General features: G+C 76.3%; 21 protein-coding genes and 1 pseudogene. 7 read left to right on the forward strand and 15 right to left on the reverse strand.

The features are described 5' to 3' along the window. Positions 1–23 precede the first annotated feature (23 nt). From ACI8AA_RS19815 to ACI8AA_RS19855, 9 genes and pseudogenes are all read right to left on the reverse strand, one after another. The gene (locus tag ACI8AA_RS19815; RefSeq protein ID WP_457046116.1) at positions 24–323 is read right to left on the reverse strand and encodes a hypothetical protein; all 300 of its coding nucleotides are present in this window, start codon (positions 321–323) and stop codon (positions 24–26) included. A gap of 469 nt (positions 324–792) precedes the next feature. Then, a pseudogene (locus ACI8AA_RS19820) lies at positions 793–921 on the reverse strand (type IV toxin-antitoxin system AbiEi family antitoxin domain-containing protein); the annotation flags it as partial. 170 nt (positions 922–1,091) lie between these two features. After that, positions 1,092–2,072 carry a methylmalonyl Co-A mutase-associated GTPase MeaB gene (gene meaB / locus ACI8AA_RS19825; RefSeq protein WP_457046092.1) on the reverse strand — a complete coding sequence of 327 codons (981 nt, stop codon included), beginning with the start codon at positions 2,070–2,072 and terminating at the stop codon, positions 1,092–1,094. Then, positions 2,072–4,279 (reverse strand): methylmalonyl-CoA mutase, encoded by a 2,208-nt coding sequence (gene scpA / locus ACI8AA_RS19830; RefSeq protein WP_457046093.1) that lies wholly within the window; start codon positions 4,277–4,279, stop codon positions 2,072–2,074. Before scpA ends, meaB begins: the two co-directional genes overlap by 1 nt. Next, a complete protein-coding gene (locus ACI8AA_RS19835; RefSeq protein ID WP_457046094.1) occupies positions 4,276–6,189 on the reverse strand; it encodes a methylmalonyl-CoA mutase subunit beta in 1,914 nt (637 codons plus the stop codon). The genes scpA and ACI8AA_RS19835 overlap by 4 nt, the downstream gene beginning before the upstream one ends. A 40-nt stretch (positions 6,190–6,229) precedes the next feature. Then, on the reverse strand, positions 6,230–7,489 hold the full coding sequence (locus ACI8AA_RS19840) for an amidohydrolase (protein WP_457046095.1): 1,260 nt from the start codon (positions 7,487–7,489) through the stop codon (positions 6,230–6,232). Continuing rightward, entirely contained in the window at positions 7,486–8,691 is a 1,206-nt protein-coding gene (locus tag ACI8AA_RS19845) for a glutamate--cysteine ligase (protein ID WP_457046096.1), read from the reverse strand. The genes ACI8AA_RS19840 and ACI8AA_RS19845 overlap by 4 nt, the downstream gene beginning before the upstream one ends. A 64-nt stretch (positions 8,692–8,755) precedes the next feature. Continuing rightward, complete coding sequence (locus tag ACI8AA_RS19850) at positions 8,756–10,240, reverse strand: hypothetical protein (protein WP_457046097.1); 1,485 nt, start codon at positions 10,238–10,240, stop codon at positions 8,756–8,758. 71 nt (positions 10,241–10,311) lie between these two features. Continuing rightward, positions 10,312–11,595 (reverse strand): hypothetical protein, encoded by a 1,284-nt coding sequence (locus tag ACI8AA_RS19855; protein ID WP_457046098.1) that lies wholly within the window; start codon positions 11,593–11,595, stop codon positions 10,312–10,314. 192 nt (positions 11,596–11,787) lie between these two features. Here ACI8AA_RS19855 and ACI8AA_RS19860 point away from each other — a divergent pair, with 192 nt between their 5' ends. From ACI8AA_RS19860 to ACI8AA_RS19875, 4 genes are read left to right on the forward strand one after another with little or no spacing between them, the layout of a single operon-like run. Beyond that, the gene (locus tag ACI8AA_RS19860; protein WP_457046099.1) at positions 11,788–12,588 is read left to right on the forward strand and encodes a purine-nucleoside phosphorylase; all 801 of its coding nucleotides are present in this window, start codon (positions 11,788–11,790) and stop codon (positions 12,586–12,588) included. Next, entirely contained in the window at positions 12,585–13,403 is an 819-nt protein-coding gene (locus ACI8AA_RS19865) for an NAD-dependent epimerase/dehydratase family protein (protein WP_457046100.1), read from the forward strand. The genes ACI8AA_RS19860 and ACI8AA_RS19865 overlap by 4 nt, the downstream gene beginning before the upstream one ends. Beyond that, a complete protein-coding gene (locus ACI8AA_RS19870) occupies positions 13,400–15,037 on the forward strand; it encodes a phospho-sugar mutase (protein ID WP_457046101.1) in 1,638 nt (545 codons plus the stop codon). Before ACI8AA_RS19865 ends, ACI8AA_RS19870 begins: the two co-directional genes overlap by 4 nt. A 2-nt stretch (positions 15,038–15,039) precedes the next feature. Beyond that, positions 15,040–15,732 (forward strand): haloacid dehalogenase type II, encoded by a 693-nt coding sequence (locus ACI8AA_RS19875; protein WP_457046102.1) that lies wholly within the window; start codon positions 15,040–15,042, stop codon positions 15,730–15,732. Positions 15,733–15,738: 6 nt separating this feature from the next. On the opposite strand, the gene ACI8AA_RS19880 is transcribed toward ACI8AA_RS19875, so the two are convergent. From ACI8AA_RS19880 to ACI8AA_RS19905, 6 genes are all read right to left on the reverse strand, one after another. Further along, positions 15,739–16,002 carry a hypothetical protein gene (locus tag ACI8AA_RS19880; RefSeq protein ID WP_457046103.1) on the reverse strand — a complete coding sequence of 88 codons (264 nt, stop codon included), beginning with the start codon at positions 16,000–16,002 and terminating at the stop codon, positions 15,739–15,741. 25 nt (positions 16,003–16,027) lie between these two features. Continuing rightward, the gene (locus tag ACI8AA_RS19885; protein WP_457046104.1) at positions 16,028–16,528 is read right to left on the reverse strand and encodes a hypothetical protein; all 501 of its coding nucleotides are present in this window, start codon (positions 16,526–16,528) and stop codon (positions 16,028–16,030) included. 38 nt (positions 16,529–16,566) lie between these two features. Next, a complete protein-coding gene (locus ACI8AA_RS19890; protein WP_457046105.1) occupies positions 16,567–17,049 on the reverse strand; it encodes a DUF805 domain-containing protein in 483 nt (160 codons plus the stop codon). 114 nt (positions 17,050–17,163) lie between these two features. Continuing rightward, entirely contained in the window at positions 17,164–18,054 is an 891-nt protein-coding gene (locus ACI8AA_RS19895; protein WP_457046106.1) for a Gfo/Idh/MocA family protein, read from the reverse strand. A 2-nt stretch (positions 18,055–18,056) separates the two neighbouring features. Then, the gene (gene upp / locus ACI8AA_RS19900; protein ID WP_456930009.1) at positions 18,057–18,680 is read right to left on the reverse strand and encodes a uracil phosphoribosyltransferase; all 624 of its coding nucleotides are present in this window, start codon (positions 18,678–18,680) and stop codon (positions 18,057–18,059) included. A 17-nt stretch (positions 18,681–18,697) separates the two neighbouring features. Further along, positions 18,698–19,798 carry a calcium:proton antiporter gene (locus tag ACI8AA_RS19905; RefSeq protein ID WP_457046107.1) on the reverse strand — a complete coding sequence of 367 codons (1,101 nt, stop codon included), beginning with the start codon at positions 19,796–19,798 and terminating at the stop codon, positions 18,698–18,700. Between the two features lie 81 nt (positions 19,799–19,879). On the opposite strand from ACI8AA_RS19905, the gene deoC reads away from it, so the two are divergent. The 3 genes from deoC to ACI8AA_RS19920 are packed head-to-tail and all read left to right on the forward strand — an operon-like array spanning position 19,880 to position 23,195. Further along, on the forward strand, positions 19,880–20,875 hold the full coding sequence (gene deoC / locus ACI8AA_RS19910) for a deoxyribose-phosphate aldolase (RefSeq protein WP_457046108.1): 996 nt from the start codon (positions 19,880–19,882) through the stop codon (positions 20,873–20,875). After that, positions 20,875–22,326: an aldehyde dehydrogenase family protein gene (locus ACI8AA_RS19915; protein ID WP_457046109.1), complete on the forward strand. Its 1,452-nt coding sequence runs from the start codon at positions 20,875–20,877 to the stop codon at positions 22,324–22,326. The genes deoC and ACI8AA_RS19915 overlap by 1 nt, the downstream gene beginning before the upstream one ends. Next, a complete protein-coding gene (locus tag ACI8AA_RS19920; RefSeq protein ID WP_457046110.1) occupies positions 22,323–23,195 on the forward strand; it encodes an aldehyde dehydrogenase family protein in 873 nt (290 codons plus the stop codon). Before ACI8AA_RS19915 ends, ACI8AA_RS19920 begins: the two co-directional genes overlap by 4 nt. The last annotated feature ends 4 nt before the right edge of the window (positions 23,196–23,199 follow it).

Here is a 23,199-nt window from a genome sequence, read left to right on the forward strand (position 1 = left end):
GTGTCGCCACCCCAACTCCATGATCACCGCCGAGCAGGCAGCCGCAGGGCCCGCGCCGCCTCGGCGACCATCCGCCGGTGCTCGCGGTAGACGTCCGCGGCCGTGACGTGCAGCAGGGTCCACCCGCGCTCGGTGATGCTGTTGTGCCGCCGCCGGTCGTCGCGCAGCTGCTCCGGCGTCATGTGTGCCGCGTGCCCGTCGAACTCGGCGGCGACCCGCTGGTCCCGCCAGCCGGTGTCGAGGTACCAGCTGCACCCGTCGCCGAGGACCCGCACCTGGACGTCCGGCGCCGGGAGTCCGCCCTCGATGAACCGCCAGCGCATCCGCGACTCCATCGGCGACTCGGCCAGCCCGTTCGCGTGCGGGACCAGACGCCGGAGCCGGATGACCCCGCGGAGCCCGCTGCCGCTCGACCTCCGCGGCCAGCTCCGCCCGGGTGCACTCCCGCGTGGCCAGGGCGGCGTCGAGCGTGGCCAGGCCGTCGATCGGCGCGGTCGCGCGGACGACGTCGCAGGCCGTCCGCGCCGGCGGGGTGCACCAGACGCCGTCGAGGAGCACCGCGTCGTCGGTGCCGAGGACCGACGGGTGCACCCGGATGCCCGGTCGGCTCCGGTTCGCCACGGACGGCGGGCCGAGGAAGTGCAGCGTGTCGTCGCCGAGGACGTCGAAGCCCCAGAGCGCCGCGGCGGTCGAGTGGCACGCGACCAGGTCGGCGCCCACCACGAGCGCGGCCGCGCGCACCTGCAGCCCGAGGCCGTCGGGCAGCTCGGCGTCGGCCAGCACGCCGCGCCAGCGGGTCCGCCGCCAGCGCCCCGAGTCGACCAGCCGCCGGACCTCCCACTCGCTCAGCCCCTCGCGGGCCTGCGTCACGGTGAAGACGCCGCCCTGGCGCGCGATCGTCCGGTACAGCGCGAAGTCCACGCCGGGACCCTCGGGTCGTCGCGCGCCGCCGGGCGCCGTCGCGGACCGGCTGTGGACGAGCGGCCGGCTGTGGACCGCCCGCGATCATGGAGCTCCAGGGACGACACACCGGGCGACGACGGTGTGTCGCCACCGGCGCTCCATGATCGCGGGCTCCGGGCGCCGGGAAGTCAGGTGCCGAGGAAGGTCTCGAGGATCTGCCGCGCGGCCAGCGCCGGGGTGAGCTCGCCGGCCAGCACCGCCTTCTCCAGCTCGGGCGCCTGCGACCGCACCGCCGGGTGCGCGCGCAGCCGGTGCTCGAGCCCGTCACGCACCAGCTGCCAGGTCCAGCGCACCTGCTGTGCGCGGCGCCGCTCGTCGAAGGCCCCCGAGGCGCGGGCCCGGTCCTGGTGCTCGACCAGCTTGGCCCACACCTCGGCCAGCCCCTCGCCGGTCAGCCCCGCGCAGGTCAGCACCGGCACGTCCCACTCGGAGTGCCCGCGCAGCATCCGGATCGCCCCGGCCAGCTCGCGGGCGGCCTTGCGCGCGTCGGCGGCGGCCGGCCCGTCGGCCTTGTTGACGGCGATGACGTCGGCGAGCTCGAGGATGCCGCGCTTGATGCCCTGCAGCTGGTCGCCGGTGCGGGCGAGGGTGAGGAACAGGAACGAGTCGACCATCTCCGCGACGGTGACCTCCGACTGCCCGACGCCGACGGTCTCCACCAGCACGACGTCGTAGCCGGCCGCCTCGACGACGACCATCGACTCCCGCGTCGCCTGCGCGACCCCGCCGAGGGTCCCCGCGGTCGGCGCCGGCCGGATGAAGGCGTTCCGGTCGACGGCGAGGCGTGCCATGCGGGTCTTGTCGCCGAGGATCGACCCGCCCGAGCGCGCCGACGACGGGTCGACGGCCAGCACCGCCACCCGGTGCCCGGCGCCGGTGAGGTCCACGCCGAGCTGGTCGATGAACGTCGACTTCCCCACGCCGGGCACCCCGGAGATGCCGACCCGGCGGGCCGACCCCGCGTGCGGCAGCAGCTCGACCAGCAGCTCCTGCGCGCGCTCGCGGTGGTCGGCGCGGCGCGACTCGACCAGCGTGATCGCCCGGGCCAGCGACCGGCGGTCGCCGCCGAGCACCCCCTCGACCAGCGCGGGGACGTCCGGAGCGGCCATCAGTGCCCGAGTCGCGAGGACAGCGTCCGCAGCAGCGCCTGCGCCGCCTCGGCGATGACCGTGCCCGGCGGGAACACAGCGGCCGCGCCCATCTCCAGCAGCCGCGGCACGTCGTCGGGCGGGATCACCCCGCCGACGACGACCAGCACGTCGTCGGCACCCAGCTCGGCCAGCGCGTCGCGCAGCGCCGGCACCAGCGTGAGGTGGCCCGCGGCCAGCGACGAGACGCCGACGACGTGCACGTCCGCCTCGACCGCCTGCCGGGCGACCTCCTCCGGCGTCTGGAAGAGCGGGCCGACGTCGACGTCGAAGCCGAGGTCGGCGAACGCGGTGGCGATGACCTTCTGCCCGCGGTCGTGGCCGTCCTGGCCCATCTTGGCGACGAGGATCCGGGGGCGGCGCCCCTCGGCCTCCTCGAACGCCTCGGTCATCCGGCGGGTCTCCTCGAGCGGCCCGGAGCGGCCGGCCTCGTCGCGGTACACACCGGAGATGGTGCGCACCTGGCCGGCGTGCCGCCCGTAGACCTCCTCGAGCGCGTCGGAGATCTCCCCGACCGTCGCCTTGGCCCGCGCGGCGTCGACGGCGAGCTTGAGCAGGTTGGAGTCCAGCGACGAGTCCCGCCGTCCCTCGGCAGCGGCGCGGGCGGCGTCGGTGAGCCGGCGCAGCGCGTCGGTCACCGCGGAGGCGTCGCGGGAGGCGCGCAGCTCGGCCAGCTTGGCCTTCTGCTGGGCGAGCACGTCGGCGTTGTCGACGCGCAGCACCTCGATCGCCTCGTCGGCCTCCACCCGGTACCTGTTGACGCCGATCACCGGCTGGCGGCCGGAGTCGATGCGCGCCTGGGTGCGGGCGGCGGCCTCCTCGATGCGCAGCTTCGGGATGCCGTCGTCGATCGCCTGCGCCATGCCGCCGTGCTCGGCCACCTCCTGGATGTGCGCCCAGGCGCGGCGGGCCAGGTCGTAGGTCAGCTTCTCCACGTACGCCGAGCCGCCCCACGGGTCGATCACCCGCGTCGTCCCCGACTCCTGCTGCAGCAGCAGCTGGGTGTTGCGGGCGATCCGCGCGGAGAAGTCGGTGGGCAGCGCCAGCGCCTCGTCGAGGGCGTTGGTGTGCAGCGACTGGGTGTGCCCCTGGGTGGCGGCCATCGCCTCCAGGCAGGTGCGGACGACGTTGTTGTAGACGTCCTGCGCGGTCAGCGACCAGCCCGAGGTCTGCGAGTGGGTGCGCAGCGACAGCGACTTGTCCTTCCGCGCGCCGGCCTCCTTCACCAGCCGCGCCCACAGCAGCCGCCCGGCGCGGAGCTTGGCGACCTCCATGAAGAAGTTCATGCCGATGGCCCAGAAGAAGCTCAGCCGCGGCGCGAACGCGTCGATGTCCAGGCCCGCGGCCTTGCCCGCGTTCAGGTACTCGACGCCGTCGGCGAGCGTGTAGGCCAGCTCCAGGTCGGCCGTCGCCCCGGCCTCCTGGATGTGGTAGCCGGAGATGGAGATCGAGTTGAAGCGGGGCATCTCCGCCGAGGTGAAGGCGAAGATGTCGCTGATGATCTGCATCGACGGCTTCGGCGGGTAGATGTAGGTGTTGCGGACCATGAACTCCTTGAGGATGTCGTTCTGGATGGTCCCCGTGAGCTGGTCCGGCCTCACCCCCTGCTCCTCGGCGGCGAGGACGTAGAGCGCCAGGACCGGCAGCACCGCCCCGTTCATGGTCATCGAGACGCTCATCCGGTCCAGCGGGATGCCGTCGAACAGCTGCCGCATGTCCAGGATCGAGTCGATCGCCACCCCGGCCATGCCGACGTCGCCGACCACGCGCGGGTGGTCGGAGTCGTAGCCGCGGTGGGTGGGCAGGTCGAAGGCGACCGACAGGCCCTTCTGCCCGGCGGCGAGGTTGCGCCGGTAGAAGGCGTTGGACTCCGCCGCGGTGGAGAAGCCCGCGTACTGGCGGACGGTCCACGGCTGGGTCGTGTACATCGTCGGGTAGGGGCCGCGCAGGTAGGGCGGCAGCCCGGGGTAGGTCCGGAGGAAGTCCAGCCCGGCGAGGTCGGCCGGGGTGGCCAGCGGCGGGACGGCGATGCCCTCGGGGGTCTCCCAGGTCGCCTCCTCGACGCCGCGCCCGGTCGCCTCCTCGAACGCCTTGGCCCAGTCGTCCGCACCGGCGTGCGCCGCCGGCCGGCCCAGCTCGACGCCGCCGAAGTCGGGGATCCCGCTCATGCCCGCTCCTCCTCCGAGGGAGCGGCAGAAATGGCCATTTCTGCCGTCCAGCCGAGTTGCTCGTGCACGGTCCGGAGCACCGCGAGTGCGTCACACCCGGCGTACACGTACCCGTCGACGCCGTCCACCCCCAGCGCGGGCTTGCCGGCCAGCCACACGTGCGCGGCACCGGCGGCCCGCAGCTCGGCGGCCAGCGCGGCGGCGGACTCCGCGTAGTCGGCGTCGGTGCCGCAGATGCAGGCCACCGTCGTCCCGGCGTCGGCGAACCCGGAGGCGCCGTCGGCGGCGGGGGTGGCCACGCCGCCGGCCTGGAACAGGTTGCCGGCGAAGGAGGCCCGCGCGGTGTGCCGCGCGACCGGGCCGAGGGTGGCGAGGTAGACCTGCGGCCGCGCGTCGGCGGCGTCGGCGCGGTCGCGCAGCTCCTCGTACTCCTGCGCGGCCCGCACGCGGGGCAGCCCGCCGGTGGGGTGCAGGTCGGCCGCCGGCTGCCGCTCGGGCAGCTTCTCGCTCAGGTCGGGGAACTCGCTGACGCCGGTGATCGCCTCGCTCCGCTTCGCCAGCCGCTTCGCGCGGGCGTCCCAGGCGGCGGCCAGCCGGTCGCGGACCAGCCCCGACGACAGCGCCGCGGCCAGCCCGCCGGCCCGCTCGATCTCGGTGAACCAGGCCCACGCGGCCTGCGCGAGGTCCTCGGTGAGCGACTCGACGTACCAGGAGCCCCCCGCCGGGTCGAGCACGCGGGCCAGGTGCCCCTCCTCGACCAGCAGGCTCTGGGTGTTGCGCGCGATCCGCCGGGAGAAGGCGTCGGGCAGCCCGAGCGCGGCGTCGAAGGGCTGCACGGTGACGACGTCGGCGCCGCCCACGCCCGCGGCGAAGCAGGCGACCGTGGTGCGCAGCATGTTCACCCAGGGGTCGCGCCTCGTCGTCATCACCGACGACGTCACCGCGTGCTGGCGCTGCGCCCGGGCCGCCTCCGACGCGCCGCTGACCTCGCCGACCCGGTCCCACAGCCGGCGGGCGGCGCGCAGCGCGGCGATCGTCGTGAACTGGTCGGCCGAGGCGGAGTAGCGGAACTCGACGCGCTGGAACGCCTCGTCCACGGTCAGCCCGCCGTCGGTGAGCGCCCGCAGGTAGGCCACCCCGGCGGCCAGCGAGCAGCCGAGCTCCTCGACGGCGGTGGCCCCGGCGTCGGCGTAGACGGTCGCGTCGACGACGACGGTGCGCCAGCCCGCGGGGGTCCGGCGGGCGAGGCCGGCGAGGACGGCGAGGTCCTGCTCCTCCCCCGAGGCGGCCTGGTCGCCGAGCGGGTCCAGGCCCAGCGAGCCACCGGGTGCGAGGTCGGTGCGGTCGCCGGCCAGCGCCAGCAGCGCCTCGGCGGCCGGCAGCCCGCCGGAGACGGCGACCGGCGCGAGGTCGAGGTAGACGTCGGCGAGCACGTCGCCGAGGGCGTCGACGGGCACCGCGCCGTCGCCGAGGTGCAGCCACAGCGAGGTGACGCCGTTCTCCAGGTCGGCCGCGATCGCCTCCCGGGTCACCGCGACGTCGGGGTGGGCGTGCCGCTGCCGGACGTCCCAGCCGGCGGGCACGCCGCTCTCCGGGTGCGCCCCGGCGCGGGCGCCGCGGACGAACGGCGGCAGGCCGGGCACGCCGACCGCCGTCGGCAGGTCGCCGGCGTCGTCGGCGGTGTAGAGCGGCGCGACGCTGACGCCGGTGGCCACGGTGCGGCGCAGGGCGTCCTCGACCGGGTCGGGCAGCTCCTCGCGGCCGGCCTTGCGCAGGACCCCGGCCACCAGCTCGCGCCACTGCTCGCGCGCGACCGGCGGGAAGTCGCCGGCGAGGGACAGCTCGTCGGGCACCTCGTGCTCGGCGGGGACCTCGTCCTCGCCGGGCGTCGCGGTGTCGGTGGCGCTCATCGGTGAACTCCCCGCATCGGGTGCACGGTCGGGGAACGTTCTACCGGCGCTCCCGGGAGTGCGGACGCGCGGGGTGGCCCGGGCCGGGCGCACCGGCGGCCGACCCCGACGTCCCGGCGGCGGCGGTGAGCGCCTGCAGCGCGGTGCGCACCATCAGCCGGATCCCGACCCCGATGGCCCGCTCGTCGACGTCGAAGGTGCCGCGGTGCAGGTCCAGCGGCGCGCCGCCGCCGTGCGTGCCCAGCCGGGCCAGCGCGATCGGCAGGACGTCGGCGAACCAGCCGAAGTCCTCCCCGCCCATGCTCTGCGGCGACTGGCGGAGGTTCTCGCTGCCCACGGTCTTCAGCGCCGCGGCGCGCAGCAGCGCCACCGCCCGCGGGTCGTTGACCACCGGCGGCACGCCGGGGACGTACTCCACCTCGACGCCGGCGCCGGTGGGTGCCACCACCTGCTCGACCAGCCCGCGCAGCAGCCCCTCGGCGCGCTGCCACTCGTCGCGGTCGAGCACCCGCACGGTGCCGCGCAGGGTGCCCCGCTGCGGGATGGCGTTGGCCGCGACCCCGGCGTTGACCGCACCCCACACCAGCGAGAACCCGGCCCGCGGGTCGACCTTGCGCGACAGCAGCCCGGGCAGCCCGGTGACCAGGCGGCCCAGGGCGTCGACGAGGTCCACGGTCAGCTGCGGGCGGGCGGTGTGCCCGCCGGGGCCGGTGAGCGTGACGTCGATGCGGTCGCAGGCGGCGGTGATCGAGCCGGTGCGCAGGCCGACGGTGCCCACCGGGATCGCCGGGTCGCAGTGCAGCGCGAACGCCCGGGACGCCCCGTCGAGGACGCCGGCCGCCACCACGTGCGTCGCGCCGCCGGGGACGGTCTCCTCGGCCGGCTGGAACACGCAGCGCACCCGGCCCGGCAGGTCGTCCAGCGCGGCGAGCGCCAGCGTCGCGCCGAGCAGCACCGTGGTGTGCACGTCGTGGCCGCAGGCGTGGCACATGCCCTCGCGGGTGGAGGCGTAGGGGACGTCCTTGAGGTCGGCCAGCGGCAGCGCGTCGATGTCGGCGCGCAGCACCACCGTCGGGTCGCCGGACCCGACCTCGACCACCAGCCCGGTGCCGCTGGGCAGCCGGCGCGGGTGGAGCCCGGCCCCGGCGAGCCGCTGCTCGAGGAACGCCGTCGTCTCCACCTCGGCGAAGGCCAGCTCGGGGTGCATGTGCAGGTGCCGGCGCACGCCGACCAGGGAGTCGGTGCGGTCGGCCACCCACGCGTCGAGCCCGGCGGCCAGTTCCTCGGGGGTCCGGGTCATGCGGCGTGGCCGCCGGCGCACGCCGCCGGGCCGGGGACGGGACCGTCGGGGCCGGCCGCCGGCCCGGAGGTGGGCAGGCCGTCCCGCAGCTCGGCGAGCAGCCCGTCGACGACGACGCGCAGGTCCCCGCCGGACGCCAGCGCCGCGGCCCGCTGCCGCTGGTAGGAGGCGCCGACGGCGAGCACCCGCTCCACGCCCGCGAGCTCCGCCTCGCAGCCCAGCCGCTTCGCCGTCGGGGTCAGCTCCTCGGCGAGGTCCAGCAGCGCCTGCCGCACGGGGCGCACCGTGCCCTTCTCGTCCACCACCACGTCGGCGTCCAGGCCCCAGCGGGCCGCGCGCCACTTGTTCTCCTTCACCACCCAGCTCGGCGGGGTGGGCAGCGTGTAGCCGCGGTCGAGCTGGGTGTCGAACTGCTCGACCAGGCACTGCGACAGCGCCGCGACGACGCCGACCTCCTCGAGCGTGGGCAGGCCGTCGCAGATGCGCAGCTCCACGGTGCCGAAGCCCGGGTGCGGGCGGATGTCCCACCACACCTCGCGCACGCTCTCGATGGCGCCGGTGGAGATCAGCGTCTGCATGTAGGTCTCGAAGCCGGCCCAGTCCGGCAGCTGGGTGGGCAGCCCCGCCGTCGGCATGGCCTCGAAGACCTTGCTGCGCGCCGAGGCGAGCCCGGTGTCGCAGCCGACCCAGAACGGCGAGGACGCCGACAGCGCGAGGAAGTGCGGCACGTACTGGGTCAGCGCGTTGACGATCGGCATCGCCTTGTCCGGCGAGCGGACGCCGACGTGCACGTGGACGCCGAAGATCTGCAGCCGCCGGGCCAGCCACTGCATCCGCTCGACCAGCTGCAGGTACCGCTCCTTGGGCGAGATCAGCTGCGTCTGCCAGTCGGTGAACGGGTGGGTGCCGGCGCACAGGAGACCCAGGCCGCGGCGGTCGGCGGCGGCGGCCACCTCGGCGACCGTGCCGGCGAGGTCGGCGGTGGCCTCCTCGACGGTGGTGCACACGCCGGTGATGACCTCGACGGTCGACTGCAGCAGCTCGTGCTTGGCCTTCGGGTGCTCCTCGGCGCCGTCGGGCCGGATCTCCTCGAGGATCTCCGTCGCCCCGGCGGTGAGCTCCCGGCTCTCCCGGTCGACCAGTTGCAGCTCCCACTCCACGCCCAGGCTGGAGCGCTCCGAGGACGAGAACGGGATCTGCACCCTGCCGAGGATAGGGACGACGGCGCTCCCGCACCCCCTGAACAGCGCGGATCCCCCGTCGGACTCAGACCGCCGTGGGGACGGTGTCCGGCTCCCCGGTGCGCGGCCGCGGCAGCAGCGCGGCGGGCGGCACCCGGCCGGTGACCGCGGCGACGGCGCGGCGGCCGTAGAGGTCGGGGTGGACGCGCACGCCGCACAGGTCCCGGCCCACCACCGAGACGCCGCGGCCGTCGTCGGTGGGCACCACGGCCTCGACCCGCGACCACGGGATGCCGTGCACGTCGCCGTCGGCGTCGGTGTGCGCGAGGCCGTCGTCGGTGACGACCAGCGCCACGCGCGCCGCCGGGTCGAGCAGCCGGCGCAGCAACGGCGGGCGGAACACCGTGCCGGCCGGCAGCTCCGGGAGGGTGCCGCACAGCGGGCGGCGGGCGACGCCGGCCGGGCCGTCCCAGGCGGCGGTGTCGGGGACGCCGAGGACGGCGGTCGCCCCGGCCCGGCGCAGCGCCGTGGTGACCCGCGCCGGCGTCACCGCGCGCCAGGCGGCGAGGGTGCCCGCGGCCGGGCGGAACGGCAGGCCGGTGGCCGCGCAGTAGGCGGCGTCGGCCAGCTCCGTGCCGACGGCGTCCTCGTCGTCGAGCTCGGCCTCCAGCCCCGCGACGGCGTGCGCGACCTCCGCGGCGTCCGGCCCGTCGGCGCACAGCTCGGCGAAGGTCTGCCACAGCAGCCCGGCGACCTCGGCGTCGCGGCCGGTCCGGGCGTCGACCACGACCGCCACCTCGCGGCGGCCGGGCGCGAGGTCGAGGGTGAGGGAGTCGACGCCGTAGGACAGCCCGCGGTCGTGGCGGGCGCGCTCGCGCAGCCGGTCCTGGAGCACGTCGACGCCGACCGCGAGCGCGGCGTCGCCGGGGGTGTCGGTGGCCAGCAGCAGCCCGACGCCGGGGGCGTCGGTGTGCGTCCACACCGGCCCGTCCTGCGGGCGCGGGACCGGCACCCGGCGCACCGGGCGCGGCCCGTCGGGCAGCGGCAGCCGCAGGCCCCCGGGCAGCGGGCCGTGGCACCACAGCGCGGCGTTGGCGCGGACGAACCAGCGGGCGGCGTGCGCCCGGACGGTCTCCTCGGTCAGGTACTCCGGGCCGGGCCCGGCCGAGACGGTCAGGCCCGGCCCGGTCAGGCCGTAGCGGGCGGCCCACAGCGCGCTGACCGTGGAGGAGCCGGTGCCGCAGCCCTCGGCCTGCAGCACGCCGGCCTCGGCGGCCAGCCGCTCGGTGGGCAGGTCGGCCAGGGCGCGGCAGACGCCCTCCAGGAACGCGGCGACGGCGTCCGGGCGGCCGGTGGCGAAGAAGGCGGTGCTGTCGACGTCGGTGACGGCGTTGCAGCGCAGGTGCGTGCGCGGGAGCGCGGCCATGGCCAGGTGCTCGACGAGGTGGGTGACCTCGATGGTCGAGAACGTCTCGTCGCGCAGGCCGACGCCGAAGACCAGCGCCGCCGTCGTCCGCTCCCGCCCGCCGGCGCTGAACACCGGGACGCCGTCGATGACCGTTCGCTGCACCGAGCCATGGTCCGGGAGCCGGCCCGCCGTCCCCGGCCGACACGCGGCCGGGGACGACTGGGACGGGTGGGTCAGCGCGTCGGGCCGAACACCGAGATCGTGCCGTCGTCCTCGTTGCTGGTGAGGAACAGCTGCCGGTTCGGCACAGCGAGCAGCCCCTCCGGCGCGTCGCCGGTGGGCAGCACCTGCAGCAGCCGCGGCGCGGTCTCGTCGGCGAGGTCGTACACCAGGACGGCGTCGCCGCGCTCGGATCCGATGAAGGCGTAGGTGGTCCCGCGGACGGCGGCGACCTCGGCGCCCTCGAACTCGGCGCCCTTGTCGTCGCTGCGGCCGTCGGGGTACCGGCCGGCGCCGGCCAGTGCCCGCTCGGCCGCGCCGCCGGACGCGTACAGCACCTCACCGCCGGGCGAGAACACCGTCCAGCCGCGGCCGCCGCTGGGCTCCCCGGCGAGGTCGCCCTCGTCCGCGGTGAGCAGGTCCCCGTCCGGGGTCCACTGCACGGCGTCGGGCTCGCGGGGCGCGGTCAGCGCGTCGTCGAAGGTGGCCGCGCCGTCGTCCTCGAGGTCGGCGTCGGCCCGGGTGACGGTGCCCGCGGAGAAGGAGCCGACCACCGAGCGGCTGCGCAGGTCGACCAGCGCCACCGCGTCGTTCTCCTGCAGGGTCACCGCGGCGACGTTCCGCGCGTTCACGTCCACGAACTCCGGCTCGGGGTCGGTGGGGTACGCGAGGCCGGGCAGCCCGGCCAGCTCGACCCGGTCGACCGTCCAGCCGGCCGGCGGCCCCTGCAGCCCGACGACGGCGAGCCACCCGCCCGGCGCCTGCGGCAGGCCGCCCTCGACGCCGTCGACCTCGAGCTCCTCGTCGCGCTGGTTCTCGATCGCGACCGCGGCGTAGCGGCCGTCGGGGCTCAGCGCGATCGAGTCCGGCTGCCCGCCCAGCTCGTGCTCGGCGACGACCGCGAGGGTGCGCAGGTCGACGACGACCAGCCGGCCCGCGGGGCTGGTGAACGCGCCGTCGGTGTCGTCGACGACGACCAGGGCCCGCCGGCCGTCCTGGGTGACGGCGACCGAGGTGGGCTCGCCGCCGACCTCGACGGCGCCGGCCTGGCGCGGCCGGTCGGGCCGGCCGATGTCGACCAGCCCGATCCCGCCGGAGGCGGAGCCGGTGTAGACGACGGTGCGGCCGTCCGGGGTGACCGACAGGATCTCGGCGACCTCGCCGGCGACGTCGAACGTCGCCAGCTCGGTGAACGCCGGGGTGGCGGGTGCGGCGGAGGCGGGCGCGGCGGAGGCGGCGAGCGCCAGCACGGCCAGCGGGGCGGCCGCGCGGAGGGCGCGGAGGGACGAGCGCGTCACGGGGGTCCTCGGGGTGCGGGAACGGGTCCCGCAGACCCTCACCGCCCGAGGTGACGCCCGGGTGCCCGCCCGGGGAACGCCGGCGGTGCCGCCGGTGACCGCCTCAGCCGGCGCAGCCCGCGGGGACGGCCGGGGCTGCCGTGCCGACCGGCGGCCCGGGTCGCCGCCCCGGCGCTGGGTTAGCGTCGCCGGGTGAGCGCACCCGATCCCGCGGCCCTGGCCGCCACCGCCGCCGCCGACCTGACCGCAGCCCTCGGCGACGGCCACGACGTCGCCGTCGTCATGGGCTCGGGCTGGGCCCCCGCGGCCGACGCCTTCGGGGAGGCCGCGGCCTCCGTCGCCATCGGCGAGCTGCCCGGCTTCGCCGCCCCCACGGCCGTCGGGCACGGCGGGCAGGTGCGGTCGGTGCGCGTCGGCGACCGGCGGGTCCTGCTCTTCCTCGGCCGCACCCACCTCTACGAGGGCCGCGGGGTCGAGCCGGTGGTGCACGGGATCCGCACCGCCGCCGCGGCCGGGGTGCGCACCGTCGTCCTCACCAACGCCGCGGGCGGGCTGGCGCCCGAGCACCGGGTCGGCCAGGCGGTGCTGATCGCCGACCACCTCAACCTGACCGCCCGCTCGCCGCTGGTCGGCGCCACGTTCGTCGACCTCACCGACCTGTACTCCGCGCGGCTGCGCGAGCTGGCCCGCTCCCTCGACCCGGACCTCACCGAGGGCGTCTACGCCGCGCTGCCCGGCCCGCACTACGAGACGCCGGCCGAGATCCGCATGCTGCGCGGCCTCGGCGCGGACCTCGTGGGCATGTCCACGGCACTGGAGGCGATCGCCGCCCGCGCCGCCGGGATGGAGGTGCTGGGGCTGTCGATGGTCACCAACGCCGCGGCCGGCATCACCGGCGAGAAGCTGGACCACGAGGAGGTGCTCGCCGCGGGCAGGGCCGCGGCCGGGCGGCTCGGCGAGTTCCTGGTCGAGTTCATCGGGCGCCTGCCGTGACCGGCCCGGTCCTGGTCACCGGGGCGGCCGGCCGGATCGGCACGGTGCTGCGCGAGGGGCTCCCCGAGCGCGGCTGGCCGCTGCGCAGCCTCGACGTCGTCGAGACCGTCGAGCCGCGGCCGGGCGAGGAGACGCTCGTCGCCGACGTCACCGACCTCGACGCGCTGACCGCCGCGGCGCGGGGCGCGGCCGCCGTCGTCCACCTGGCCGGCATCTCCGGCGAGTCGGACTGGCCGGCGATCCGGCACGCCAACGTCGACGGCACGTACACGGTGCTGGAGGCCGCCCGCCGCGCCGGCGTCGGCCGCGTGGTGCTGGCCAGCAGGAACCACGCCACCGGGTTCACCACGCGGCCCGCGTCCGGGCCGCTGCGCGAGGACGCCGGCCTCCCCCACCCGGACACCTACTACGGGGTGTCGAAGGTCGCGACGGAGGCGCTCGGCGCGCTGTACGCCGACCGCTACGGCCTCGACGTCGTGTGCCTGCGCATCGGCACCCAGGCCCCCGAGCCGCCGGACGTGCGCGCGCTGGCCACCTGGCTGTCCCCGCGGGACGCCGTCGCGCTGGTCGACGCCGCGCTGCGCGCCCCCTCCCCCGGCTTCCGCGTGGTGTGGGGCGTGTCGGCCAACACCCGGGGCTGGTGGGACCTCACGGCCGCCCGGGAGCTGGGCTACGAGCCGGCCGACGACGCCGAGGCGTACGCCGGGGCGCTGCTGGCGGCGCACGGCGAGCCCGACCCCGCCGACCCGGTGCACGCGCGGGTGGGCGGCCGGTTCACCCTGCCCGAGTTCGACGCCGTGGGGGCCGGCTCGTGAGCGTCCCCGCCGCCCTCCTGGACACCGCCCGCGCCTGGGCCGCCGCCGACCCGCACCCCGGCGACCGCGCCGAGATCGAGGCCCTGGTCGCCGCCGGGGACACCGCCGAGCTCGAGCGCCGCTTCGCCGGGCCGCTGACCTTCGGCACCGCCGGGCTGCGCGGGCCGCTGCGCGCCGGGCCGGCCGGCATGAACGCCGCCGTCGTCACCCGGGCCGCCGCCGGGCTCGGCGCGTGGCTCAGCGCGCACGGGCACGGCGGCGGGGCCGTCGTCGTCGGGTTCGACGCCCGGCGCCGCTCCGACGAGTTCGCCCGGGTCACCGCCGCGGTGCTGTCGGCCGCCGGGTTCGCCGTGTCGGTGCTGCCGCGGCCCCTGCCCACGCCCGTGCTGTCGTCGGCGGTCCGGTCGATGAGCTGCGTGGCCGGCGTGATGGTCACCGCCAGCCACAACCCGCCGCAGGACAACGGCTACAAGGTCTACCTCGCCGACGGCGCCCAGCTCGTGCCGCCGGCCGACCGGGAGATCGAGGCCGCGATCGCCGCCGTCGGCCCGGCGGCCGAGGTGCCGGTGTCCGACGACTGGACTCCTCTCGGCGACGAGGTGGAGGCCGGCTACGTGGCCGCCGTCGTGCGGGCACTGCAGCCCGAGCGGGTCGACGCCGCCGCGCGGGCGGACCTCACCGTGGCCTACACCGCGATGCACGGCGTCGGGGCGGCCACCACCCGGGCGGTGTTCGCCGCCGCCGGGTTCGCCCCGCCGGTCAGCGTGCCCGAGCAGGACGCCCCCGACCCGGGGTTCCCGACGGTCACCTTCCCCAACCCGGAGGAGCCCGGCGCGGTCGACCTGCTGCTCGCGCTGGCCGACCGCTGCGGCGCCGACGTCGCCATCGCCGAGGACCCCGACGCCGACCGCTGCTCGGTGGTGTGCGAGGGCCGGCAGCTCACCGGCGACGAGGTCGGCGCGCTGCTCGCCGACTGGCTGCTGCGCCGCGGCGTGCGCGGCACCTACGCGGCCTCGCTGGTCAGCGGCTCGCTGCTGTCCGCGCTCGCGGAGGCGCACGGCGTGCGGTTCGCCGAGACGCCGACCGGGTTCAAGTGGATCATCCGCGCCGGCACCGACGCCGAGCCGCTGGTGTTCGGCTACGAGGAGGCGCTGGGCTACGCGGTCACCCCGGAGGTGGCCCGGGACAAGGACGGCATCTCCGCCGCCCTCGCCGTCGCGCTGCTGGCCGCGGAGCTCAAGGGCAGCGGCCGCACCCTGGTCGACCGGCTCGACGAGCTGGCGCGCGAGCACGGGCTGTTCGCCACCGGCCAGCTGTCGGCGCGGGTGGAGGACCTCTCGCTGATCTCCGACGCGATGGCGCGGCTGCGCGCCGACCCGCCGGCCCGGCTGCTCGGCCGGGCGGTCACCGCCACCGACCTGCTGGCCGAGGACCCGCCGGTCGACGCCGTCCGGCTGCTCGGCGACGGCGTCCGCGTGGTGGTCCGGCCCAGCGGCACCGAGCCCAAGCTGAAGGCGTACCTGGAGACGGTGGTCCCGGTGCACGACGACGCCGGGATCATCGCCGCCCGGGGCCGCGGCGCGGACGAGCTCGACCAGCTGCGCGGCGAGATGGCGCACGCGCTGGGGCTGTAGCCGTGGACGTCGGCGCGCTGGCCTTCGACGTGTTCGGCACGGTCGTGGACTGGCGCGCCGGCGTGGCCCGGGAGGCGGCCCGGCTGCTCGGCCCGGACGTCGACGCCGCGGCGTTCGCCGACGCCTGGCGGGCGCGGTACCGGCCGTCGATGGACCGGGTGCGCAGCGGCGGGCGGCCGTTCGTCCCGCTCGACGTGCTGCACCGCGAGTCGCTGCCGGAGGCGCTGGCCGCGGTGGGCGCGGGCCCCGTCCCCGACGACGTCGCCGCGGAGCTCGTGCTCGCCTGGCACCGGCTCGACCCGTGGCCGGACGCGGTGCCGGGCCTGACCCGGCTGCGGCGCCGGTTCGTGCTGGCGCCGCTGTCCAACGGCGGGGTGCGGCTGCAGGTGGACCTGGCCCGGCGGGCCGGGCTGCCGTGGGACCTCGTGCTCGGCGCCGAGGTCGTGGGCCGCTACAAGCCCGACCCGGAGGTCTACGACTCGGCGGCCCGGCTGCTGGCGCTGCCGCCGTCGGCGGTGCTCGTGGTGGCCGCGCACGTCGACGACCTGGCCGCCGCGCGGGCCCGCGGGCTCCGGACGGCGTACGTGCACCGGCCCGCCGAGTTCGGCGGGACGCGGGTGCCGCCGGAGCGCGACCCCGACGCCGACCTGTCGGTGTCCTCGTTCGAGGAGCTGGCCGGCGCGCTCGGCTGCTGAGGCCGCTCAGGCCCCGTGCCGGGGCCGGGTGCCGGTGCCACGCCGGCCCGCGGCCACGGAGCCGCCCGCAGCGAGCAGCGCGAGGACCAGCCAGCCGATCCCGGTGAGCAGGCCGGCGTGGGCGCCGGCGGCGTCGCGGGTCGCGACCCACAGCACCACGGCGGCGGTGCCGAGCAGCCACAGCAGGACCGGCAGGGGCCGCCAGCGGCGGAGGTCGGCCATCACGACGACCGGCGCCAGCACGACCGCCCCGACCAGCACGATGATCACGCCCGGAGTGTGCCGGACGGGTCCCTCACCTGCGGCGTCGCCCCGGGCGGGCCTGCGGCGGGGACCACTCGAGGGTCCAGCTCTCCCCCACCGGCAGCGCCCGCCAGCGCTGCCCGGCGTCGACCAGGGCGGCCGCGGCGGCGGCCAGCCGCTGCGGCGGCAGGTCCAGCGCGGCGGCCTCGCCCGGTAGCACCGCCGCCCCGCGCGCGGACCGGTGAACCAGGTCGGCCACGCCCTCGGCCCGCGGGATGGCGGCCGCGCGCTCCCGCTTCAGCCGGGCCGACCGCTCGGCCGCGTGCGGGGGCTGCCGGCCGGAGACGTGGCGCATCGTCGTCCAGACGACGCCGTCGGCGATGCAGCCCCAGATGCCCTCGCGCATCCCGAGCTCGGTCTCGACCAGCGCGTGCACCAGGTCGTGCGGCAGGTCGGCCCCGCCCCCGGCGCCGCGCAGGGCGAACACCACGCCGTCGTCGCGCTCCACGCGGGTCTCCACCGGACGCCGGTCGGCCAGCCGGGAGAAGGTCATCCGCACCCCTCCAGGCTGGCCCGTCCGGTCAACCGGTTTCACCAGGTCGCGAGCCGGGGCTCCCGCCGGGTCGGGTGCGGGGCGCCGTCGTCGTACTGGTTGCGGCCGGGCTCGCTCGGCGAGAAGCCGAGCGTCACGAGCAGGACGATCGCGCCGGCGATCGGGACCAGGCCCCACAGCAGGAACCAGCCGGAGCGGCCGGTGTCGTGCAGCCGGGTCACCGCCGCGCTGATCGAGGGCGCGAACAGCGCCAGCGAGACCAGCAGCGTGATCGGCCCGCCCGAGAAGGTGACGTCGGCGCTGGAGGTGTAGTAGCCGTAGGACTCGTAGCTCGCCGTGTACCAGGCGGTGCCGAACGCGATGTCGGCCCAGATCGCCGCGACGCTCGCCGCCCACAGCGGCAGCGCGTAGTGCAGCCAGTAGGTGCGCCGGTCGATCCGGCCGCGGCGGACGTACCAGCTGCTGTCCGAGACCGCCCGCGTGTTCGCGCGGTCGTGGCCGAGGTACGAGTACTCGCTCATGTCGTCTCCCTGTCCGGCCCCGGGTCCCGGGGCTCCCTGTCGTCGGGAGAGACGGTGTCGGCCGCTGCTTGTCCGGCCCTTGCGCGCGACTGGCGTCCGCGCCGCAAGTCGGCCTCAGGTGGGGACGTCCTCCCGGCAGCCCGAGGCCAGCGCCCGCTCCGCGGCGGCCAGCACGACGACGACCTCGCGGCCGAAGCCGACGTCGCACGGGTGCGCGCCGCCGGTGAGCGCCGCCGCGGTGAGCTCGTCGACCGCCGCGGTCAGTGACGCGATCGGGCTCTCGGTGTCGGGCAGGAGCACCAGCCGCCCGGCGTCGCCGTGGACGGAGAACTCGATGCCGGTGGCCAGCGGCGCCACGGTGTGCGACAGCGTGACGGTCGAGGCCACGCCGGGGGTGGCGTGCTGCAGGACCAGGTGCACGGTGTCGCCGGCGCCCGCGCCCGCCTGCACCGACACCACCGGGCCCAGCGCCGGCACCAGCAGCGACAGCGCGTGCGGGCCGATGTCCCACAGCGCCCCGTACCGGCGGCGCCAGGCCGAGTCGAACGGGCTCCCCGCCAGCGCCGACAGCCACGAGGCGGCGCCGCCGGCCAGCCGGGTGCGGCCGGCCTGGGCCAGCCACGACGTCGTCTGCGCCTGGAAGCGGAAGGTGAAGAACACGACCGAGGCGACCCCCGCGGACCGCACCGCCGTCACCACCCGGTCGGCGTCGTCGACGGTCAGCCCGATCGGCTTCTCCAGCAGCAGGTGCCGGCCGGCGGCGGCCGCCTGCTCGGCCAGGGGCACCTGCACGTCCGGCGGGACGGCGACCGACACCGCGTCGACCTGCTCGAGCAGCGCCGCGAGGTCGTCCGTGCCGGGGACGTCGAACTCCGCGCCCGCGTCGGCGGCCTTGCCCGCGTCCCGCCCCCAGATGCCGGCGAGCTCCGCGGTGGGGTGCGCGGCGATCGCCGCCGCGTGCACGGTGCGGGCCCAGTGGCCGGTGCCCAGGACGGCGAAGCGCACGGTCAGACCGCGCCGAACTGGCGGTCCCCGGCGTCGCCGAGGCCCGGGACGATGTACGCCTTCTCGTTGAGGCCCTCGTCGACGCTGGCGGTGAACACCCGCAGCGGCAGGCCGCTCTGCTCCAGCCGCTCCAGGCCGACCGGCGCGGCCAGCGCGCACAGCACGGTGATCTCGGTGGCGCCGCGCTCGGTGAGCAGCGTGCAGCAGTGCACCAACGAGCCGCCGGTGGCCAACATCGGGTCCAGCACGAACACGTGCCGGCCGACCAGGCTCTCCGGCAGCGAGGCCATGTACGCCTCGGGCTGGAAGGTCACCTCGTTGCGCGCCAGGCCGACGAAGCCCATCTGCGACTCCGGCAGCATCCCGTGCGCGGTGTCGGCCATGCCCAGCCCGGCCCGCAGCACCGGCACGATCAGCGGCGGCGCGGCCAGCCGGTAGCCGGTCGTCGTCGTCACCGGGGTGGTGATCGGCTCCTCGGCGACGGCGAGGTCGCGGGTGGCCTCGTACACCAGCATCTGGGTCAGCTCCCGCAGCGCCGCCCGGAAGGCGGCGTTGTCGGTCCGCTCGTCGCGCATCCGCGACAGACGGGCACGGGCGAGCGGGTGGTCGACGACGGTCAGCTGCACGGGCGCCACCGTATCGGTCAGGGCGCGACGGCCAGGAACAGGAAGCCGGCCAGCAGGACCAGGTGGACCACGCCCTGCAGCCGGGTCGCCCGGCCGGGCACGACGGTGAGCACCGCGACGACGACGGTCACCGCGAGCAGCACCATCTGCGTGGCGCCCAGGCCGAGCAGCAGCGGCCCGTCCAGCCAGATCGAGGCGACCGCGATCGCCGGGATGGTCAGCCCGATGCTCGCCATCGCCGACCCGAACGCCAGGTTCAGGCTGGTCTGCAGCCGGTTGCGGCGGGCGGCGTTGGCCGCCGCGAGCGTCTCGGGGGCGAGCACCAGCAGCGCGATCACCACGCCGACGAACGACTGCGGGAAGCCGATCGCGGCCACCCCGGCCTCGATCGCCGGGGACTCCACCTTCGCCAGCCCGACGACGGCGACCAGCGCCAGCAGCAGCAGGCCGAGGCTGGTCAGCGCGGTGCGGTCCGACGGCGGGTCGGCGTGCTCGTCCTCGTCGTCGCGGCTGCCGCCGACGGGGACGGGGAGGAAGAAGTCGCGGTGCCGGACGGTCTGGGTGACCACGAACGCGCCGTAGAGCACGAGCGAGGCGAGCGCGGCGAAGGTCAGCTGCGCCGTCGAGAACTCCGGCCCGCTGACGGTCGTGGTGTAGGTGGGCAGCACCAGGCACATCACCGCGAGGGCGAGGACGGTCGCCAGCGCCGCCCCGGCCCCCTCGCGGTTGAAGACGACGACGTCGTGCCGCAGCGCCCCCAGCAGCACCGACAGCCCGAGGATCCCGTTGCAGGTGATCATCACCGCGGCGAACACGGTGTCCCGCGGCAGCGACGCCGCCTCCGGCCCGCCGGACGCCATGAGCGTGACGATCAGCCCGACCTCGATCACGGTGACCGCGACGGCGAGCACCAGCGACCCGAACGGCTCCCCCACCCGGTGGGCCACGACCTCGGCGTGGTGGACGGCGGCCAGCACCGCGCCGACCAGCGCCGCAGCGACGACCACCACGAGGAAGGCGCCGGCGTCCCGTCCCCAGGACAGCGCGAGGACGACCACTGCGGCGACGGGCGCGACGGTGGTCCAGGTGAGCAGGGCCGGTCTCGTCGTCGTCGCCATGTCCCCACGCTGCCATGCCCGGCCGGCTCCCCCCGGTGACCACGGTCCCGGAGTGACCGGTCGCACTGGGAGGATGGGCGCATGACCCACGTGCTCGACCCCGGGACGCTGGCGGCCGGGACCCGGCCCGGCCCGGGGCCCGCGGCGCCGTTCGACGACGTGACCCGCTCGGACGCCGCCCTCCGCGCCTTCCTGCACGGCCTGCCCGGTGTCGACCAGGTGGGAGCCGAGCAGCGGGCCGCCACCCTCGGCACCCGCTCGATCAAGACCACGGCCAAGGCCTGGGCGATCGACACCGCGATCTCGATGGTCGACCTGACCACCCTCGAGGGCGCCGACACCCCCGGCAGGGTCCGCTCGCTGGCGGCCAAGGCCCGCCGTCCCGACCCCCAGGACCCGACCGCTCCGTCGGTCGCCGCCGTCTGCGTCTACGGCGACCTGGCGGGCGTCGTGCGGGAGGCGCTGCAGGGCACCGGCATCCACGTCGCCGCCGTCGCCACAGCCTTCCCCAGCGGGCGCGCCGGCCGGGGGGTCAAGCTCGCCGACGTCCGCGACGCCGTGGGCAACGGCGCCGACGAGATCGACATGGTCATCGACCGCGGCGCGTTCCTCGCCGGGCGCTACCTCGAGGTGTTCGAGGAGGTCGTGGCGGTGAAGGAGGCCTGCGGGGACGCCCACCTCAAGGTCATCCTCGAGACCGGTGAGCTGGTCACCTACGACAACGCCCGCCGCGCCTCGTGGCTGGCGATGCTCGCCGGCGCCGACTTCATCAAGACCTCCACCGGCAAGATCTCCCCCGCCGCGACCCTGCCGGTGTGCCTGGTGATGCTCGAGGCGGTCCGCGACTTCCGCGCCGCCACCGGCACCCAGGTCGGCGTCAAGCCCGCCGGCGGCATCCGCACCACCAAGGACGCGATCAAGCACCTGGTGCTCGTCAACGAGACCGTCGGCGCCGACTGGCTGTCCCCCGACTGGTTCCGCCTCGGCGCCTCCAGCCTCCTCAACGACCTGCTCCTGCAGCGGCAGAAGCTGCGCACCGGCCACTACTCCGGCCCCGACCACGTGAGCGTCGACTGATGACCACCAGCCCCCTGTTCGAGTACGCCCCCGCCCCCGAGTCCCGCTCGATCGTCGACGTCGCGCCGTCCTACGGCCTGTTCGTCGACGGCGAGTTCGTCGACGGCTCCGGCGAGACCATGAAGACGGTCAACCCGGCCACGGAGGAGGTGCTCAGCGAGATCGCGGTGGGCACCGAGGCCGACGTCGACCGCGCCGTGAAGGCCGCCCGCCGCGCGCACACCCGCGTGTGGGGCCCCATGCGCCCGGCCGACCGCGGCAAGTACCTGTTCCGGATCGCGCGGATCCTGCAGGAGCGGGCCCGCGAGTTCGCCGTCCTGGAGTCCCTGGACAACGGCAAGCCGATCCGGGAGTCCCGCGACGTCGACGTCCCCCTGGCTGCGGCGCACTTCTTCTACCACGCGGGCTGGGCCGACAAGCTCGCCTACGCGGGCCTCGGGCCCGACCCGCGGCCGCACGGCGTGGCCGGGCAGGTCATCCCGTGGAACTTCCCGCTGCTGATGCTGGCGTGGAAGGTCGCGCCGGCGCTGGCCACCGGCAACACCGTCGTCCTCAAGCCGGCCGAGACCACCCCGCTGACCGCGCTGCTGTTCGCCGAGGTGTGCCGGCAGGCCGACCTGCCGCCGGGCGTGGTCAACATCGTCACCGGCGCCGGCGACACCGGCCGGGCCGTCGTCGAGCACGAGGACGTCGACAAGGTCGCGTTCACCGGCTCGACCGAGGTCGGCCGCTCGATCGCCCGCGCCGTCGCCGGCACCCGCAAGGCGCTGACCCTGGAGCTCGGCGGCAAGGCGGCCAACATCGTCTTCGACGACGCCCCGATCGACCAGGCCGTCGAGGGCATCGTGCGCGGCATCTTCTTCAACCAGGGCCACGTCTGCTGCGCGGGCTCCCGGCTGCTGGTGCAGGAGTCGGTCCACGACGAGGTGATCGCCTCGCTGCAGCGGCGGATCGGCACGCTGCGGGTGGGCGACCCGCTGGACAAGAACACCGACATCGGCGCGATCAACTCCGCTGAGCAGCTGGCCCGCATCCGGGAGCTGTCCGAGATCGGCGAGGCCGAGGGCGCGCAGCGCTGGCAGCCGGCCTGCGACCTGCCCGACCGCGGCTTCTGGTTCCCGCCGACGGTGTTCACCGACGTCTCCCCCGCCCACCGGATCGCCCGCGACGAGGTGTTCGGCCCGGTGCTGAGCGTGCTGACCTTCCGCACCCCCGACGAGGCGGTGGCCAAGGCCAACAACACCACCTACGGGCTGTCGGCCGGCATCTGGACCGAGAAGGGCTCGCGGATCCTGGCGATCGCCGACCGGCTGCGCGCCGGCGTGGTGTGGGCCAACACGTTCAACCAGTTCGACCCGACGTCGCCGTTCGGCGGCTACAAGCAGTCCGGCTACGGCCGCGAGGGCGGCCGGCACGGGCTCGCCGCGTACCTGAAGGAGAGCTCCCGGTGATCGGCAGCGAGCGGCTCGCCGTCCGCAAGACCTACAAGCTGTACGTGAACGGGGCCTTCCCGCGCTCGGAGTCCGGCCGCACCTACGAGGTCACCGACCACAAGGGGACGTTCCTCGCCAACGCCGCGCTGGCCTCCCGCAAGGACGCCCGCGACGCCGTGGTCGCCGCGCGGGCCGCGTTCGGCAAGTGGTCGCGCGCCACCGCCTACAACCGGGGCCAGGTCCTGTACCGGGTCGCGGAGGTGATGGAGGGCCGGCACGCGCAGTTCTGCGAGGAGGTCGCCGCCGGCGAGGGGCTGTCGGCCGGCCGCGCCCGCGCCGTCGTCGACGCCGCCATCGACCGCTGGGTCTGGTACGCCGGGTGGACCGACAAGCTGGCCGCCGTCCTGGGCAGCGCCAACCCGGTGGCGGGGCCGTTCTTCGACTTCTCCCTGCCGGAGCCGACCGGCGTCGTCGCGGTCCTCGCCCCGCAGCGGTCGTCGCTCCTCGGGCTGGTCAGCGTGCTGGCGCCGGTGCTCGCGGGCGGCAACACCGCCGTCGTCGTCAGCTCGTACGAGCGGCCGCTGCCGGCGGTGACCCTCGGCGAGGTGCTGGCCACCAGCGACGTCCCCGGCGGCGTGGTCGACCTGCTCACCGGCGACGCCGGTGAGCTCGGCCCCTGGCTGGCCGAGCACGACGACGTCGACGCCATCGACCTGACCGGCGCGCCCGCCGGCCGGGCCATGGAGCTCGAACGGCTGGCGGCCGGCAGCATCAAGCGGGTGCTGCGCCCGCCGGCGGAGGAGCCGGACTGGACCGCCGACCCCGGCACGGGCCGGATGACGCGGTTCCTGGAGACCAAGACGGTCTGGCACCCCAAGGGGGTCTGAATCC

Source organism: Geodermatophilus sp. SYSU D01180 (assembly GCF_054050415.1).